Annotated in this window: 12 protein-coding genes; all 12 read left to right on the top strand. The window is 74.9% G+C overall.

Features of this window, described 5'->3' with window-relative positions:
- Positions 1–315: 315 nt before the first annotated feature.
- The 12 genes from cobN to cobA are packed head-to-tail and all read left to right on the top strand — an operon-like array spanning position 316 to position 16384.
- Positions 316–3984 (top strand): cobaltochelatase subunit CobN, encoded by a 3669-nt coding sequence (gene cobN, locus SALPAC4_RS0123155; protein WP_019872399.1) that lies wholly within the window; start codon positions 316–318, stop codon positions 3982–3984.
- Positions 3981–6203, top strand: a complete 2223-nt coding sequence (locus SALPAC4_RS0123150; RefSeq protein WP_019872398.1) for a VWA domain-containing protein — start codon at positions 3981–3983, stop codon at positions 6201–6203. The genes cobN and SALPAC4_RS0123150 overlap by 4 nt, the downstream gene beginning before the upstream one ends.
- Positions 6203–6814: a cob(I)yrinic acid a,c-diamide adenosyltransferase gene (cobO, locus tag SALPAC4_RS0123145; protein WP_019872397.1), complete on the top strand. Its 612-nt coding sequence runs from the start codon at positions 6203–6205 to the stop codon at positions 6812–6814. The genes SALPAC4_RS0123150 and cobO overlap by 1 nt, the downstream gene beginning before the upstream one ends.
- Positions 6808–8166, top strand: coding sequence for a cobyrinate a,c-diamide synthase (locus SALPAC4_RS0123140; protein ID WP_019872396.1), 1359 nt, complete (start codon positions 6808–6810; stop codon positions 8164–8166). The genes cobO and SALPAC4_RS0123140 overlap by 7 nt, the downstream gene beginning before the upstream one ends.
- Complete coding sequence (gene cobI / locus SALPAC4_RS0123135; protein WP_019872395.1) at positions 8163–8906, top strand: precorrin-2 C(20)-methyltransferase; 744 nt, start codon at positions 8163–8165, stop codon at positions 8904–8906. The genes SALPAC4_RS0123140 and cobI overlap by 4 nt, the downstream gene beginning before the upstream one ends.
- Complete coding sequence (gene cobM, locus SALPAC4_RS0123130) at positions 8903–9724, top strand: precorrin-4 C(11)-methyltransferase (protein ID WP_019872394.1); 822 nt, start codon at positions 8903–8905, stop codon at positions 9722–9724. Before cobI ends, cobM begins: the two co-directional genes overlap by 4 nt.
- On the top strand, positions 9724–10866 hold the full coding sequence (locus tag SALPAC4_RS0123125; RefSeq protein ID WP_019872393.1) for a cobalt-precorrin-5B (C(1))-methyltransferase: 1143 nt from the start codon (positions 9724–9726) through the stop codon (positions 10864–10866). Before cobM ends, SALPAC4_RS0123125 begins: the two co-directional genes overlap by 1 nt.
- On the top strand, positions 10833–12158 hold the full coding sequence (locus SALPAC4_RS0123120; RefSeq protein ID WP_019872392.1) for a bifunctional cobalt-precorrin-7 (C(5))-methyltransferase/cobalt-precorrin-6B (C(15))-methyltransferase: 1326 nt from the start codon (positions 10833–10835) through the stop codon (positions 12156–12158). The genes SALPAC4_RS0123125 and SALPAC4_RS0123120 overlap by 34 nt, the downstream gene beginning before the upstream one ends.
- Positions 12155–13879 carry a precorrin-3B C(17)-methyltransferase gene (gene cobJ, locus SALPAC4_RS0123115; RefSeq protein ID WP_019872391.1) on the top strand — a complete coding sequence of 575 codons (1725 nt, stop codon included), beginning with the start codon at positions 12155–12157 and terminating at the stop codon, positions 13877–13879. Before SALPAC4_RS0123120 ends, cobJ begins: the two co-directional genes overlap by 4 nt.
- The gene (locus SALPAC4_RS0123110) at positions 13867–14121 is read left to right on the top strand and encodes a DUF362 domain-containing protein (RefSeq protein ID WP_019872390.1); all 255 of its coding nucleotides are present in this window, start codon (positions 13867–13869) and stop codon (positions 14119–14121) included. Before cobJ ends, SALPAC4_RS0123110 begins: the two co-directional genes overlap by 13 nt.
- Positions 14118–14708 (top strand): precorrin-8X methylmutase, encoded by a 591-nt coding sequence (locus tag SALPAC4_RS0123105; protein WP_018730493.1) that lies wholly within the window; start codon positions 14118–14120, stop codon positions 14706–14708. Before SALPAC4_RS0123110 ends, SALPAC4_RS0123105 begins: the two co-directional genes overlap by 4 nt.
- Complete coding sequence (gene cobA / locus SALPAC4_RS0123100) at positions 14705–16384, top strand: uroporphyrinogen-III C-methyltransferase (protein ID WP_019872389.1); 1680 nt, start codon at positions 14705–14707, stop codon at positions 16382–16384. Before SALPAC4_RS0123105 ends, cobA begins: the two co-directional genes overlap by 4 nt.
- Positions 16385–16458: the final 74 nt, after the last annotated feature.

The raw sequence follows: 16458 nt of genomic DNA, 5'->3' as shown, positions 1-16458 counted from the left end.
TGGATACCCGAGGAGGACCCGATGCGTAGCATCCCATTCATCGACAAATGTCGTGCCAACCTGGCGGGTGACGGTGTGCCCGCGACCGCTCCGCGGCCCGGCGCTGCCGCGACGGGGCCCGCTGTCGAGAGCGGCCCCACTGCCGTGATTGGCGCCGTCGCTCTCCGCCCCGCTGCCCGCGGTTGATCGCTGCCTGACGCGGGTCCAGTCGGCCGCCCGGTCGGGTGGCCCGAGGTGGCGCCCGCGAAGCCGAATCGTCTCCCGTTCCGCTGATCGCCCGCACCTCCGCGCGGGCGTCACTCTCCGGAGTTTGCCGTGCGCATTCTGCTGCTCTCCACCGCCGACACCGACCTGCTCGCCGCGCGAGCGAGCGGGGCCGACTACCGTCTGGCCAACCCGACCCGGGTGGCCGCTGACGGCGTACCGGAACTGCTCGACGGCGTGGACCTGGCCGTCGTACGCCTGCTCGGCGGTCGGGCCGCGTGGCCGGACGGATTGGCCGCGGTCCTCGCCGCGGACGTGCCGACGGTGGTGCTGGGCGGGGAGAGCGTCCCCGACGCCGAGCTGACCGCCGCCTCCACCGTGCCCTCCGGTGTCACCACCCAAGCCCTGTCCTACCTGGTCGAGGGGGGCCCGGAGAACCTGGCGCAGCTGGCCCGGTTCCTCTCTGACACGGTGCTGCTCACCGGGGAGGGGTTCGCGCCCCCCGCACCGACCCCGGCGTACGGGACGCACGGGGAACGGTCGATCAGCCCTGACCGGCCGACCGTCGGCATCGTCTTCTACCGGGCGCACGCGCTCGCCGGCAACACCGCCTTCGTGGACACGCTCGCCGACGCCGTGGAGACCGCGGGGGGCAACGCGGTGCCGATCTTCTGCGGCTCGCTGCGCGGGCTGACCGCCGGCGCGGGCCCACTGGAACTCTTCGCCCGCTGCGACGCGCTGCTGGTCACCGTGCTCGCCGCCGGGGGCACTGTGGCCGCCGACGCGGCCGGTGGTGGCGACGAGGACGCCTGGGACGTGGGTGCGCTCGCCGCCCTCGACCTGCCGGTCATCCAGGCGCTCTGCCTCACCAGCACGCGGGAGCAGTGGGCCGACAGCGACGCCGGGCTGTCCCCGTTGGACGCGGCGATGCAGGTGGCGATCCCCGAGTTCGACGGGCGGATCATCTCCGTGCCGTTCTCGTTCAAACAGCTCGACGCCGACGGGCTGTCGGTCTACGCACCAGAGCCGGAGCGCGCTGCGCGGGTAGCTGGAATCGCCGTCCGGCACGCCCGGCTGCGGCACCTGCCGAACGGCGACAAACGGGTGGCGGTGGTGCTCAGCTCGTATCCGACGAAGCACTCCCGGGTCGGCAACGCCGTCGGCCTGGACACCCCGGCCAGCGCGGTGCGGCTACTCGCCGCGCTCGCCGCCGCCGGCTACGACCTCGGCGCGGCGCCGGTCCCGGACGACGGGGACGCCCTCATCCACGCGCTCATCGCCGCCGGCGGCCACGACGTCGAGTGGCTCACCCCCGAGCAACTCGCCGCCGCCAGCGCGCGGGTGCCGCGGGAGACGTACCGGCGGTGGTTCGACCAGGTGCCGGCGCAACTGCGTGCCGACATGGTCAGCCACTGGGGGGAGCCGCCGGGCGAGCTGTACACCGACGGTGGCGACCTCGTCCTGGCCGGCCTGCGGTTCGGCAACGTGGTCCTGCTGATCCAGCCGCCCCGCGGGTTCGGGGAGAACCCCATCGCCATCTACCACGATCCGGACCTGCCCCCGAGCCACCACTACCTGGCCGCGTACCGGTGGCTGGCCGCCCCCGCCGCGGCGGGCGGTTTCGGTGCGGACGCGGTGGTGCACCTGGGCAAGCACGGCACCCTGGAGTGGCTGCCGGGCAAGGGCCTCGGACTGGCCGCCGACTGTGCCCCGGACGCGGTCCTCGGTGACCTGCCGCTGGTGTACCCGTTCATCGTCAACGACCCGGGAGAGGGGACGCAGGCCAAGCGCCGCGCGCACGCGGTCGTCGTCGACCACCTGGTGCCGCCGATGGCCCGCGCCGAGACCTACGGGGACCTGGCGAAGCTGGAGCAGCTACTCGACGAGTACGCCACCGTGCAGGCGCTCGACCCGGCGAAGGTGCCCGTCGTCCGGGGACAGATCTGGGAGCTGGTGCGTACCGCGGAGCTGCACCACGATCTGCACCAGTCGGAGATGCCGGCCGCCGACGACTTCGACGACTTCGTGTTGCACCTCGACGGTTACCTCTGCGAGGTCAAGGACGTGCAGATCCGCGACGGCCTGCACGTGCTGGCCGAAGCACCCGTCGGCGAGGCCCGGGTCAACCTGGTGCTCGCCGTGCTGCGCGCCCCACAGGTGTGGGGCGGGACCCGGGCCCTGCCCGGCCTGCGGCAGGCTCTCGCCGCCGGCTACGGCCTGGACGAGTCCGCGTTGCTCGCCGCGCCCGGAGCCCGGGTGCGGGTGCCGGCCCCGTTGACCGAGGCGGCCGATGGGCCCGCCAGCACCGCCGCCGACGCCGTCGATCTGATCGAGGGTTTGGCCCGGCGTCTCGCTCTCGGGATGGAGACGCTCGGCTGGCCCGCCGACCGGACGGAGGAGGTCGTCTCCGAGGTCACCGGTGGGGCGATTCCGGCGGCCGCCGCGGTGTTGCGCTTCGGCGCCACCGAACTGGTGCCGCGGCTGGAGCGCACCACCGACGAGCTGGCGCACACCCTCGCCGCCCTCAGTGGGCGGTTCGTGCCCCCGGGTCCGTCCGGCTCCCCCACCCGGGGCCTGGTCAACGTGCTGCCCACCGGTCGCAACTTCTACTCGGTCGACCCGAAGGCGATCCCGAGCCGCAACGCCTGGGATGTCGGCGTGGCCCTGGCCGACTCGCTGCTGAGCCGGCACCTCGCCGACACCGGGGCGTACCCGCGCTCGGTCGGGCTCACCGTGTGGGGCACCAGCGCCATGCGGACGCAGGGCGACGACATCGCCGAGGTGCTCGCGCTGCTCGGCTGTCGACCCACCTGGGACGACCGCTCCCGGCGGGTGACCGGGGTCGAGGTGGTGCCTCTGGCCGAGTTGGGTCGCCCCCGCATCGATGTGACCGTCCGCATCTCCGGCTTCTTCCGGGACGCCTTTCCGCACGTGGTGGCGCTCCTGGACGACGCGGTACGACAGGTGGCCGCGCTGGACGAGTCGGCCGCGGACAACCACCTCCGGGCGCACGTGGCCGAGGACCTCGCCGGGCACGGCGACGAGCGCCGGGCCACCGCCCGGATCTTCGGGTCGAAGCCGGGCGCCTACGGGGCCGGGCTGCTTCCGCTGATCGACGCCCGGAACTGGCGCAGCGACGCCGACCTGGCCGAGGTGTACGCGGTGTGGGGCGGCTACGCGTACGGGCGGGGGCTGGACGGCCGGGAGGCCCGCACCGACATGGAACGCGCCTTCGCGCGGATCGCCGTGGCGGTGAAGAACCAGGACACCCGGGAGCACGACATCGTCGACTCCGACGACTACTTCCAGTACCACGGCGGGATGGTGGCGATGGTCCGGCACCTCACCGGTGCCGCCCCGGCCGCGTACGTCGGCGACTCGGCGATGCCGCACGACGTGCGGACCCGCACCCTCAGCGAGGAGACCCGCCGGGTGTTCCGGGCCCGGGTGGTCAACCCGAGGTGGATCGCGGCGATGCGCCGGCACGGCTACAAGGGCGCCTTCGAGCTGGCGGCCACCGTCGACTACCTGTTCGGCTACGACGCCACCGCGGGCGTGGTCGACGACTGGATGTACGAGCGGCTCGCCGAGGCGTACCTGTTTGACGAAGAGACCCGGGAGTTCCTGGAGCGGTCCAACCCGTGGGCGCTGCGCGGCATGACCGAACGGCTGCTTGAGGCCGCCGACCGGGGGCTGTGGGCAAAGCCGGAGCCGAGCACCCTGGAGCGGCTCCGGGAGACGTATCTGGCCAGCGAGGGTGATCTGGAGGACCGCGGATGAGCACGACGAGTGAACCGGGCCTGCGGGTCCCACGGCCGCCGCGACCGGAGGCCCCCGGGGCGAACTACCCGTTCTCGGCCGTACTCGGCATGGCCGACATGCGCCTGGCGCTGTTGCTGAACGCGGTCAACCCGACGATCGGCGGGGTGCTGGTGCGGGGCGAGAAGGGCACCGCCAAGTCGACCGCGGTGCGCGCCCTCGCCGCCCTGCTGCCGCCGGTGGTCCGGGTCGCCGGCTGCCGGTTCGCCTGCGATCCGCGGACGCCCGACCCCGGCTGCCCGGACGGGCCCCACCCGGCGGCGCCGGCGACCGAACGTCGCCCGGCCGCGTTGGTCGAGCTGCCGGTCGGCGCCGCCGAGGACCGGGTGGTCGGCTCGCTCGACCTGGAGCGGGTGCTCGCCGACGGGGTCCGCGCCTACGAGCCCGGCCTGCTCGCCGCCGCCCACCGGGGGGTGCTCTACGTCGACGAGGTGAACCTGCTCCACGACCATCTGGTTGACCTGCTGTTGGACGCCGCCGCGATGGGGCGCTGCCACGTGGAGCGGGAGGGCGTGTCGGTCCGCCACGCGGCCCGGTTTCTGCTGGTCGGCACGATGAACCCGGAGGAGGGGGAGCTGCGTCCACAATTCCTCGACCGGTTCGGGCTGACCGTGGAGGTGACGGCCAGCCGCGACCCGGCCGTACGGGTGGAGGTGGTGCGTCGCCGACTCGACGCCGACGCGGACCCGGCCGGTTTCGCCGCCCGCTGGGCGGGGGAGGACGCGGCGGTCGCCGGGCGGGTGGCCGACGCCCGCGCCCGGCTGGACCGGGTGGTGCTGACCGACGCGGCACTACGGCAGATCGCCGAGGTCTGTGCGGCGTTCGACGTGGACGGGATGCGGGCCGACATCGTCACCGCCCGGACGGCTGTGGCGCACGCCGCCTGGCAGCGCCGGGACCGGGTGACCGCGGAAGATGTCCGGGTGGCCGCCCGGCTCGCTCTGCCGCACCGTCGCCGCCGGGACCCGTTCGACCCGCCGGGACTGGACGAACAACGCCTCGACGAGGCGCTGAACCGGGCGCAGGAGGAGCATCCCGATGACCCGGACGACGACCCCGGTCCCGACCGTGGTCCGGGAGATGACGCCGGTCCCGACGGTGGTCCGGGGGGCGGCACCACACCCGACGGCGGCTCGGGCGGGGACACCGGTCCCAGTGGTGCGGGCGGCCCGGCTGGCGACACCGGGCCCGAGCCGGACAGCGGCTCCGCGGCAGACATCCGTCCCGGTGGCAGCGCCGACTCGATGGCTGACCCGTCCGGTTCGGAACGGCCCGTAGGCCCCGAGGACGGTGCCACCCAGTCCGCGCATCCGAGCGGGGACGCCCATCCGGGTGGGGTCCCGCACCCGGTGGCCGCGCCGCAGCTCGGGCTCCGGGCGCGGTTGTTCACCGTGCCGGGCATCGGCGAGGGGGTGCCGGGCCGGCGGTCGCGGGCGCGGACCGGGCGTGGCCGCACCACCGGCGCCCGGGTGCCGGCTGGCCGCCTCGGTGCGCTGCACCTGCCGGCGACGGTCCGGGCCGCCGCCGGACACCAGGTCGCCCGGGGACGGACGGGTGGACCGCTGCGGATACACCCGGTTGACGTACGGGAGGCCGTTCGGGAGGGGCGGGCGGGCAACCTGGTGCTCTTCGTGGTGGACGCCAGCGGTTCGATGGGTGCCCGGCAGCGGATGAGTGCCGTCAAGGGCGCGGTGCTCGCCCTGCTCACCGACGCCTACCAGCGCCGCGACAAGGTGGCGGTGGTCGCCTTCCGTGGTGCTGGCGCGCAGGTCCTGCTGCCCGCTACCGCCTCGGTGCTCGCCGCCTCCACCCGGCTGGCCGAGCTGCCCACCGGCGGGCGTACCCCGCTCGCGGAGGGCCTGCTCGCCGCCGCCGAGCTGCTGCGGGTGGAGCGCCTGCGGGACCCCCGCCGGCAACCGTTGACCCTGGTCCTGACCGATGGTCGGGCCACCGCCGGCGCCGACCCGTTGCCCCGCGCGGCGCGGGCGGCGGCGGTGCTACGGGCGACCGGCGCGCCCTGTGTCGTCGTGGACTGCGAGTCCGGCCCCGTCCGCCTCGATCTGGCCCGCCGCCTGGCCACCCAGTTGGCCGCCGCCCACCACCCCCTGCCCACCGTGACGACCGCCCCGTTGGCGGCCCTGGCGACCGCCGGTGTCGCCGCCGAGCGGAGCGTGCGCTGATGCCGCAGGGTAAGCCGACGCATGTGCCGGCCGACGGGCTCACGACCCGGCAGCGGCGAAATCGCCCATTGTTGATCGTCCACACCGGATCGATGAAGGGGAAGTCCACCGCCGCCTTCGGTCTCGCGCTGCGGGCCTGGACCGCGGGACTGCCGATCGGGGTGTTCCAGTTCGTCAAGAGCGCCAAGTGGCGGGTGGGCGAGGAGAGCGCCTTCCGCGCCCTCGGCGAGGTGCACGAGCAGACCGGTCAGGGCGCCCCGGTGAGCTGGCACAAGATGGGTGAGGGCTGGTCCTGGATCCAGCGCGACGGCGCGGCCGACCACGCCGCCGACGCCCGCGAGGGGTGGCGGCAGATCCAGCGTGACCTGGCCGCCCAGCGGTACGGCCTCTACGTGCTCGACGAGTTCACCTACCCGATGAAGTGGGGCTGGGTGGACGTCGCCGAGGTGGTCGACACCCTCACCACCCGACCCGGTTTTCAACACGTCGTCATCACCGGTCGGGACGCCGACCCGCGCCTGGTGGCCGCCGCCGACCTGGTTGCCGAGCTGACCAAGGTGAAGCATCCGATGGACGCCGGCCAGAAGGGCCAGAAGGGCATCGAGTGGTGAGCGTCCCCTGGTCCCTGCCGCGGGTCGTGGTCGCCGCGCCGGCCAGCGGCCACGGCAAGACCACGATCGCCACCGGGCTGCTCGCCGCGCTGCGCCGTCGGGGCCACCTGGTCAGTCCACACAAGGTCGGTCCGGACTACATCGACCCCGGCTACCACGCCCTCGCCGCCGGCCGACCCGGCCGCAACCTCGACCCGTGGCTGGTGGGGGAGGAGCGGATCACCGGTCTGCTGCGGTACGGCGCAGCCATGCCCCGTCCCGCCGACATCGCGGTGATCGAGGGGGTGATGGGGCTGCACGACGGTGCGGTCGGCCACCGCGGGTACGCCTCCACCGCCCACGTCGCCCGGCTCGTCGCCGCGCCCGTGCTGCTGGTGCTCGACACCACTGGTCAGGGGCGCAGCGCCGCCGCCCTGGCCCTCGGAATGGGTGCCTTCGACCCGGCGGTGCGAATCGGCGGGGTGGTGCTCAACCGGGTCGGCTCGCCCCGGCACGAGTCGTTGCTGCGCGAGGCCCTGGCCGAGGGCGGCGTACCGGTGCTGGGCGCGGTCACCCGGGCCGCCGAGGTCGCCGCCCCCGCCCGCCACCTCGGCCTGGTGCCGGTCGCCGAGCGGGCCGCCGAGTCGATCGCCGTGGTTGACGCACTGGCCGACCTGGTGGGAGCGACGGTGGACCTCGACGCGGTGCTGGAGTTGGCCCGAAGCGCGCCGCCACTGACCGCGCCGGCCTGGGACCCGACCGCCGCCGTCGGCGGCCCGGTCGGAACCGACCGGCCGGTGGTAGCCGTCGCCGGTGGCCCGGCCTTCACCTTCGGCTACACCGAGACGACCGAGCTGCTCACGGCCGCCGGTGCCACCGTTGTGCCGTTCGATCCGCTGCGAGCTGAGGCGCTGCCCGCCGATACCCGGGCCGTGGTTGTCGGCGGCGGGTTTCCCGAGATGTACGTGGAGGCGCTCGCCGCCAACACCGGGCTGCGCGCCGATCTGGCCGCCTTCGACGGACCGGTGGTGGCCGAGTGCGCCGGACTGCTCTATCTGGGACGCGAACTGGACGGGGTGCCGATGTGCGGCCGACTTGACCTGACCGCCCGGATGACCGGACGGCTTACCCTTGGCTACCGGGCGGCGGTCGCCGCCGCCGATTCGGTGCCGCACGCCGCCGGTGACCTGGTTCGTGGGCACGAGTTCCACCGCACCGGCACCGATCCCGGTCATGGTGAGCAGCCGGCATGGCGCTGGGACGGGGCCGCGCACGGCTTCGTCGCCGGCCGGATCCACGCCTCATACCTGCACACCCACTGGGCCGGCCAGCCCCGAGCAGCCCGGCGGCTGGTAGCGGCGGCGACCCGATGACCGTGACGCTGACCGGGGTCGGGGTGGGCCCCGGCGACCCCGAGCTACTCACCGTGCGCGCGGTACGGGTGCTGCGCGAGGCTGACGTGGTCTTCGTACCCGTGCTGGACCGGCCGGCGGGCGCCGTGACTCCCGGCCGGGCCGAGACCACGATCGCCCCGTACCTTCCGCCGGAGCGGCTGCGCCGGCTGCCGTTCGCCCTGGACGACCGGGGTGGGGTGACCCGACGGCGGGAGAGCGCGTGGAACGCCGCCGCGCAGGCGGTCGCCACCGCCGTTGACGATGGCGCCCGGGCTCTGGCCTTCGCCACCATCGGCGACCCCAACGTCTACTCCACCTTCGGCTATCTGGCGCAGACCCTCCGCGAACTGCGGCCGGCGGTCGCCGTGCACACCGTCCCCGGCATAACTGCCATGCAGGAACTCGCCGCCAGAAGCGGAGTTCCACTCTGCGAGGGGCGAGAGCCACTGACCCTGCTGCCGGCCACCGCCGGGCTGGCGCTCTTCGCCGACGCGGTCGCCGGGCCGGGCACGGTCGTCGCCTACAAGGGGTGGCGGCGGCACCCGGAGTTGCTGGCCGAGCTCCGCCGGCAGGGTCGACTCACCGACGCGGTGCTGGGTAGCGGGCTGGGCCTGGCCGGCGACCGCGTCGGTCCGGCCACCGAGGCCGGCGACGACCCGCCGTACCTGTCGACACTGCTGGTCCCGGCCCGCCGGGACCGCCGAGGGGGGAAACTGTGAGCGGCACCATCTGGTTCGTGGGTGCGGGACCCGGCGCGGCGGATCTGCTGACCCTGCGCGCGGCCCGGGTGATCGCCGCCGCCGACGTGGTGGTCTGGGCGGCCAGCCTGGTCCACGCCGACGTGCTGACGCACGCCCGACCGGACGCCGAGATCGTCGACTCGTCGCGGCTGCCGATGGAGGGGGTGCTGCCCCTGTTTCGACGAGCCGCCGCCGACGGGTTGACCGTGGCCCGGATCCACTCGGGCGATCCGGCGCTGTGGGGCGCGGTGCAGGAGCAGCTTGACCTGTGTCGGGCGCTCGGGCTGGCCGTGGAGATCGTGCCGGGGGTCTCCTCGTTCACCGCGGTCGCCGCCCGGATCGGTCGGGAGCTGACCGTTCCCGAGATCGCCCAGTCGGTCATCCTCACCCGGCTGGAGGGTGGGAAGACGCCGATGCCGCCGGGGGAGCGGGTGCGCGAGTTCGCCCGGCACGGCACGACGATGGCGTTGTTCCTCTCCGCCGCCCGCTCCGGTCAGGTGCAGGCCGAGCTGCTCGCCGGGGGGTATTCGGCCGACACCCCGGCGGTCGTGGCGTATCAGGCGACCTGGCCGGACGAGCTGGTGGCGCCCTGTACCGTCGGCACCCTCGCGGCGACGGTCAAGGAACACCGGCTCTGGAAGCACACCCTCATCCTGGTCGGGCCGGCGCTGGCGGCCGCCGGTACCCGTTCGCACCTCTACCATCCGGGGCACTTTCACGGTCACCGGCGGGCGGAACCGGCCGCGCGGGCCGCCCTTCGCCAGGGGGTCACCGCTCGGGCGGAACGGCCGACCTGATGGCCTACGAGGTGCCGCCGTTGCGTGAGCCGGACCTGCCGCGTACCGCGAAGGTCCGGCCCGTGGCGCTTCGCACCGGCTGGACCACCGGCGCCTGCGCGACGGCCGCGACGAAGGCTGCGCTGACCGCCCTGGTCACCGGCGTGTCGCCGGAGCAGGTCGAGATCGGACTGCCGGCCGGGCGGCGGGTGTGCTTCCCGGTGGCCCGCTGCGGCCGTACGGCCGGCGGCGCCGAGGCGGTGGTGGTCAAGGATGCTGGCGATGACCCGGACGTCACCCACGGCGCCGAGCTGACCGCCACGGTCGGCTGGCGACGGGTCCCGGGGCTGGCCCTGGTGGGTGGGCCCGGGGTGGGCACGGTGACCAAGCCGGGGTTGGGACTGCCCGTCGGCGGACCGGCGATCAACGACACCCCGCGCCAGATGATCGGCGCGGCGGTCGCCGAGCTGGTCGATGTGGCCGTCCGCGGCGTCCGGGTGGTGATCAGTGTCCCGGGTGGCGAGATCATGGCCCGGAAGACCACGAACCGCCGGCTCGGCATCCTCGGCGGCATCTCGATCCTCGGTACGACCGGCGTCGTCAGACCCTTCTCCACCGCGTCCTGGCGGGCCAGTGTCGTGCAGGCCGTACAGGTGGCGGCCGCTCAGGGAGAGTCGACCGTGGTGCTGTGCACGGGTGGGCGGACCGAGCGGGCCGCCCGTGCGCTGCTGCCGGAGCTGCCCGAGGTGTGCTTCGTGGAGGTGGGTGACTTCACCGGTGCGGCGGTCACCGCCGCGGTCACCCACGGAATGTCCGGAGTGGCCTTTGTCGGGATGGCTGGCAAGCTGGCCAAGCTCGCCGCCGGGGTGCTGATGACCCACTACACCCGCTCCAAGGTGGATCTGTCACTCCTCGGTGCCGTCACCATCGAGGCGGGCGGCGCCGCCGAGCTGGCCGCCGCCGTCACCGCCGCTAACACCGGCCGGCACGCGTACGAGTTGTGGGAGGCCGCCGGCCTGCTCGGCCCCGCCGGTGACCTGCTCTGCGGTCGGGTCCGCGCGGTACTGCGCCGCTTCGCCGGGGACGCCGTCGCCGTTGACGTGGCGATGGTGGACTTCGCCGGGCGGCGATGCGTGGCCGCCAGCGGGCGGTGGGCCCGGTGACAGGTACGCCGGGGGTGGATCGGCGGGGGACCGGTGCCGACGGCGCCGGTGACTCCGTCGTCAATGGTGCCGGTGCCGGAGTCGGAGCGACGGTGGTGACGGTGGCCGGTGTGGACGCCGCCGGCAACCCGGCGCACCCCGCCCTCGCCGCCGAGCTGGCGCGGGCGGGGCTCGTGGTCGGTGCGGCCCGGCACCTGGCGGCCGCGCCGGTGCCGGCCGGCGTGGAGACGGTCGTGCTCGGTCCGTTGGTGCCGGCCCTGGAGCGGCTCACCACCGCGGTTGCCGCCGGCACCCCGGCCGTCGTCCTCGCCAGCGGTGATCCGGGCTGCTTCGGGATCGTGCGGCGACTGCGGGCGGCCGGGCTGCCGGTGCGGGTGTTACCGGCGGTGTCCAGCGTCGCCGCCGCGTTCGCCCGCGCCGGGCTCTCCTGGGACGGCGCGGCCGTGGTCAGCGCCCATGGCCGGGATGTCCGGGAGGCGCTCAACGCCTGCCGGGCGCTGCCCCGGGTCGCGGTGCTCACCGCGCCGGGCGCGGGGGCCGCGGAGCTCGGTGCCGGTCTGGCCGGCTGGTCGCGTCGGCTGGTGGTGGCCGAGCACCTCGGCACCGACGCCGAACGGATCACCTGGATGACCCCGGCGGAGGCGGCGGCCGGTAGCTGGACCGATCCGCACGTGCTGCTGAGCCTCGCCCCCGGACCGGTCGGAGCGGCCCGGGTGGACAACCAGCCGGCCGCCGCCCCGGCCGCCGGGTGGGCGCTGCCCGAGGGGGCGTACCGGCACCGCGACTCGATGATTACCAAGGCGGAGGTGCGGGCGCTGGTCGTGGCCGGGCTGCGGCCCCGGCTCGGCCGGCTGGTGTGGGACGTGGGTGCCGGCAGCGGCTCGGTGGGCATCGAGTGTGCCCTGCTCGGTGCGGCCGTCGTCGCGGTTGAGCGGGATCCGGCCGCCGTGGACCTGGTTCACGGCAACGCCGCTCGGCACGGCGTGGACGTACGGGTGGTTCCCGGCGCCGCCCCGGCCGCCCTGGGCGGGCTCCCCGACGCCGACGCGGTCTTCGTCGGCGGGGGCGGCACCGGGGTGCTCGCCGCGGTGGCGGCCCGCCGGCCGGCGCGGGTGCTCGTCGCGCTCGCCGCGCTGGACCGGGTCGCCCCGGCCCGGGACGTGCTGCGTGCCGCCGGCTACACGGTCAACGGTGTCCAACTCTCCGCCGCCCGCCTCGCCGACCTGCCCGGCGGGTCGATCCGTCTCGCGGCCACCAATCCGGTGGTCGTCCTCACCGGGGAGCTCCTGTGAAGCACGTCGAACGCACCGAGACCCGGTCGCGCCGGATTGGTCTGGTCGCGGTCACCGCGGCGGGGCGCCGGCACGCCCGTGTCCTCGCCGATGCCTGGCCGCAGGCCCGGCTGCTGGAGGCGGAGAGCGCCGCCGCCGGACTCCGGACCGCCTGGTTGGAGTGCGACCAGGTCGTCGCGTTTCTGGCCACCGGAGCGGTGGTCCGCCTCCTTGCACCGCTGCTCGACGACAAGCGCAGCGATCCGGCGGTGGTGACGGTGGACGAGGCGGCCCGGTACGCGGTGGCCCTGCTCGGTGGGCACGCCGGGGGCGCCAACGCCCTCGCTGCCGAGGTCGGGGCGCTACTCGACGCGGCGCCGGTGGTCACCACCGCCACCGACGCGGTCGACCTGCCCGGCCTGGACACCCTCGGTTGGCCAGTCGAGGGGGCGGTCGCCGCGGTAAGCCGGGCGATCCTGGACGGCGAGCCGGTCACGGTGGTCGCCGATGCGCCCTGGCCGCTGCCGGCACTGCCAGCCAACGTCCAGGTCGTCCCCGCCGGTGCCCCCGCGGCGGGCTATCGGGTGCTGGTCACCGACCGGATCGTGCCCCTGGATGAGCGGACCGCCGTGCTCCGGCCCCCCGCACTGGTCGCCGGAGTTGGGGCGAGCCGCGGCGTGCCAGCTGCGGAGGTGCGTGCCCTGCTGGATCGGGTGCTCGCCACCGCGGGCCTCAGCGCGGCGAGCCTGCGCTGTCTGGCCAGCGCCGACATCAAGGCCGATGAGGACGGTATTCGCACCACCGCCGACGCGCTGCGGATACCCCTGACGACCTGGTCCGCCGCGGAGCTGGCGGCGGTTGCGGTGCCCAACCCCAGCGAGGTGGTTCGCGCCGCGGTCGGCACGCCGAGCGTCGCGGAGGCCGCGGCCCTACTCGGCGGGGACGCTGAACTGCTGGTAGCCAAGACCGCGACCGCGATGGCGACCGTCGCGGTCGCCCGGCATGCGCCGCGCGGCCGGCTCGCCCTGGTCGGCCTCGGACCCGGAGCGGCCGAACTGCGTACCCCCCGGGCGGTGACCGAGCTACGGCGGTCCGCCGTCGTGGTCGGTTTGGACCAGTACCTGGACCAGATCCGCGACCTGTTGCGCCCGGGGACCCGGGTGCTCGCCAGCGGGCTCGGCGCCGAGGAGGAGCGGGCCCGGTCCGCCGTCGCCGAGGCCACCGCCGGCCAGGCCGTCGCCCTGGTCGGATCCGGCGACGCCGGGGTGTACGCGATGGCGAGCCCGGCCCTGGAGTACGCCGACGACCGGGTCGATGTGGTCGGTGTGCCCGGGGTGACCGCCGCCCTCGCGGCGGCGGCCCTGCTCGGGGCGCCGCTGGGGCACGACCACGCCTACCTGAGCCTCTCCGACCTGCACACCCCGTGGGAGGTCATCGCCCGTCGGGTGGCCGCCGCGGCGCAGGGGGACTTCGTAGCGGTGCTCTACAACCCGCGTAGCCGCAACCGGGACTGGCAGTTGCCGGCGGCGCTGCGGCTCCTCGCGGAGCACCGACCGCCGGACACACCCGTCGGGGTGGTCCGGAACGCCAGCCGGGATGGGCAGCGGGTGCACCTGGCCACCCTGGCGACCCTTGACCCGGCGATCGTCGACATGTACAGCGTCGTGGTCGTGGGCAGTAGCCAGACGCGCCGGGTCGCCGGCCGGATGGTCACCCCGCGCGGCTACCGGTGGCGGACGTGACCGGCCCCGCTCCGGTGCGGGTTGACGCCTGCCAGGGCTGCGGGGCCTGCCTGCTGACCTGCCCCACGCACGCCATCCGGCCGGTGCCCGGCGGCCTCGTCATCCGGGCCGACCGCTGCACCGGTTGCTTGGAGTGTCTGGAGATCTGCCCGGTTGGTGCCATCCGCACCGCCGGCCCGCGACAGGAGGAGCCGATGATCATGACCCCGGACAACGCCGCAGCGGTGCGGGAGGACGGGTGAGTCGGCTGGTGCATCCGATCGAGGTCGAGTCGTACCGGATTCTGCGGGAGCGGGTTGACCTTCGGCACCTGTCGCCGCTGACCCGCGCGGTCATCGAGCGGGTGGTACACGCCAGCGCGGACCTGAGCTACGTGACAGATCTGGTCTGTGACGAGGCCGCGCTGGCCGGTGGGCTGGCCGCGCTCCGGTCCGGTGCGCCGGTCGTGGCCGATGTGGCGATGGTCGCCGCCGGGATCACTGGCCGGGAAACGGTCTGCCCGGTTGCCGAGGCGGGCACCGCCGCGCTGGCCCGGCGGGCCGGGATCACCCGCTCGGCCGCCGCGGTGCGGATCGCCCTGGACCGGGTGGGGCCCGGTGCGGTGTGGGTGGTGGGCTGCGCACCCACCGCGCTGACCGAACTGCTCGCCCTGGATGCCCGGCCGGCCCTGGTGGTCGGCCTGCCGGTGGGCTTCGTCGGCGCCGCGGAGTCGAAGGCCGCGCTGCGCGTCAGCGGCCTGCCGGGAATCTCGAACCGGGGCGAGAAGGGCGGGTCGGCGGTGGCCGCCGCCGCCCTCAACGCCCTGCTCTATGTGGAGGGGGAAGAGTGACCGCACTGGTCATCGTCGGGCACGGTACCCGCAGCGCCGAGGGGGTGGCGCAGTTCGCCGCGCTGGTCGAACGGGTCCGCACCCGTGCCGGCGGTATGGTCGGCGACGTCGAGGGCGGCTTCATCGAGTTGTCTCGTCCGCCCCTGACCGATGCGGTCGGCGCGCTCGCCGGCCGGGGACACCGGGCACTGGTGGCGCTGCCGCTGGTGTTGACCGCGGCCGGACACGGCAAGGGTGACATCCCGGCCGCGCTGGCCCGGGAACAGCAGCGCCACCCCGGCCTGTCCTACGCCTACGGCCGACCGCTCGGCCCGCACCCGTTGCTGCACACCGCGCTCGAGGAGCGGATCGATGCCGCGCTGGCCGGTGCGGATCGGGCCGACACCTGGGTGGCGTTGATCGGGCGCGGCTCTACCGATCCGGACGCGAACGCCGAGGTTGCCAAGGTGGCCCGGTTGTTGTGGGAGGGACGGGGCTACGCGGGCGTTGAGCCGGGCTTCATCTCGCTCGCCGAGCCGTCCGTGCCGGCGGTCCTGGACCGGCTGCGCCGGCTCGGGGCGCGGCGGATCGTCGTCGCTCCGTACTTCCTCTTCACCGGGGTGCTACCGGATCGCATCCGGGCCCAGTCCCGGGAGTACGCCGCCGCCCACCCGGGGCTGGACCTGCGGGTGGCGGACCTGATCGGTGACTGCGACTCCCTCGCCGACCTGGTGCTGGAACGCCACGCCGAGGCGGTGCGGGGCGATATCCGGATGAACTGCGACACCTGCGCGTACCGGGTGTCGATGCCGGGCTTCGTCGACAAGGTGGGTCGGCCGCAGACCCCGCACGACCACCCGGACGACCCGGTGGGCGGGCACAGTCACCCGCACCCGCACCCGCATCAGCATCAGCATCAGCATCAGCACTCCGAGCCCGTGTTGCGGCCGGGTGCGGTGGCGGTCGTCGGAGGTGGGCCCGGTCCGGCGGACCTGATCACCGTCCGAGGCCGGGCGTTGCTGGCGGTCGCCGACGTGGTGGTGGTGGACCGGCTCGCCCCGCAGGAACTGCTCGCCGGACTACGCCCGGGGGTGCAGGTGGTAGACGCGGCGAAGTCACCCCGGGGGCCCTCCGTCGGGCAGGACACCATCAACACCGCGTTGGTCCGGCACGCCCGTGCTGGGCGGCGGGTGGTCCGGCTCAAGGGCGGCGACCCGTATGTCTTCGGACGCGGACACGAGGAGGTGTTGGCCTGCGCGGCGGCCGGGATCCCGGTGACCGTGGTGCCGGGGGTGACCAGCGCGGTGGCCGCGGCGGCCCTGGCCGGGGTGCCGGTCACCCATCGCGGGACGGCGCACGAGTTCACCGTCGTCTCCGGGCACCTACCGCCGGGACATCCGGACTCGCTGGTCGACTGGGCGGCGCTGGGCCGGTCCCGGGGCACCCTGGTGGTGCTGATGGGAGTCGAGACGATCGGCGCCGTCGCCGCGGAGCTGATCGCGCACGGGCGCGCCCCGGACACCCCGGCCCTCGCCGTGCAGGACGCCGGTCACGCGGGGCAGCGTTCGTTGCCGGCACGCCTGGACGAGATCGCCGCGGTGGCGGCTCGGGCGGGGGTGTGTCCACCGGCGGTCTTCGTGGTCGGTCCGGTCGTGGCGTTCGCCGCGGAGCCCGTTCTGGCCACGTCGGGCCATTGAGCTGACTCCCGGAGGGTGTCCGCCGCGCAGGTGACCTGACCCACTCCGGGTTGGTGAGGTGTGTGGCGGGCCCG

Source organism: Salinispora oceanensis, from assembly GCF_000383575.1.
In the GTDB taxonomy this organism is placed as follows: Bacteria; Actinomycetota; Actinomycetes; order Mycobacteriales; family Micromonosporaceae; genus Micromonospora; species Micromonospora oceanensis.
The sequence above is the reverse complement of the archived record's forward strand: the minus strand, read 5'-3'. Positions and strand labels throughout refer to the sequence as shown.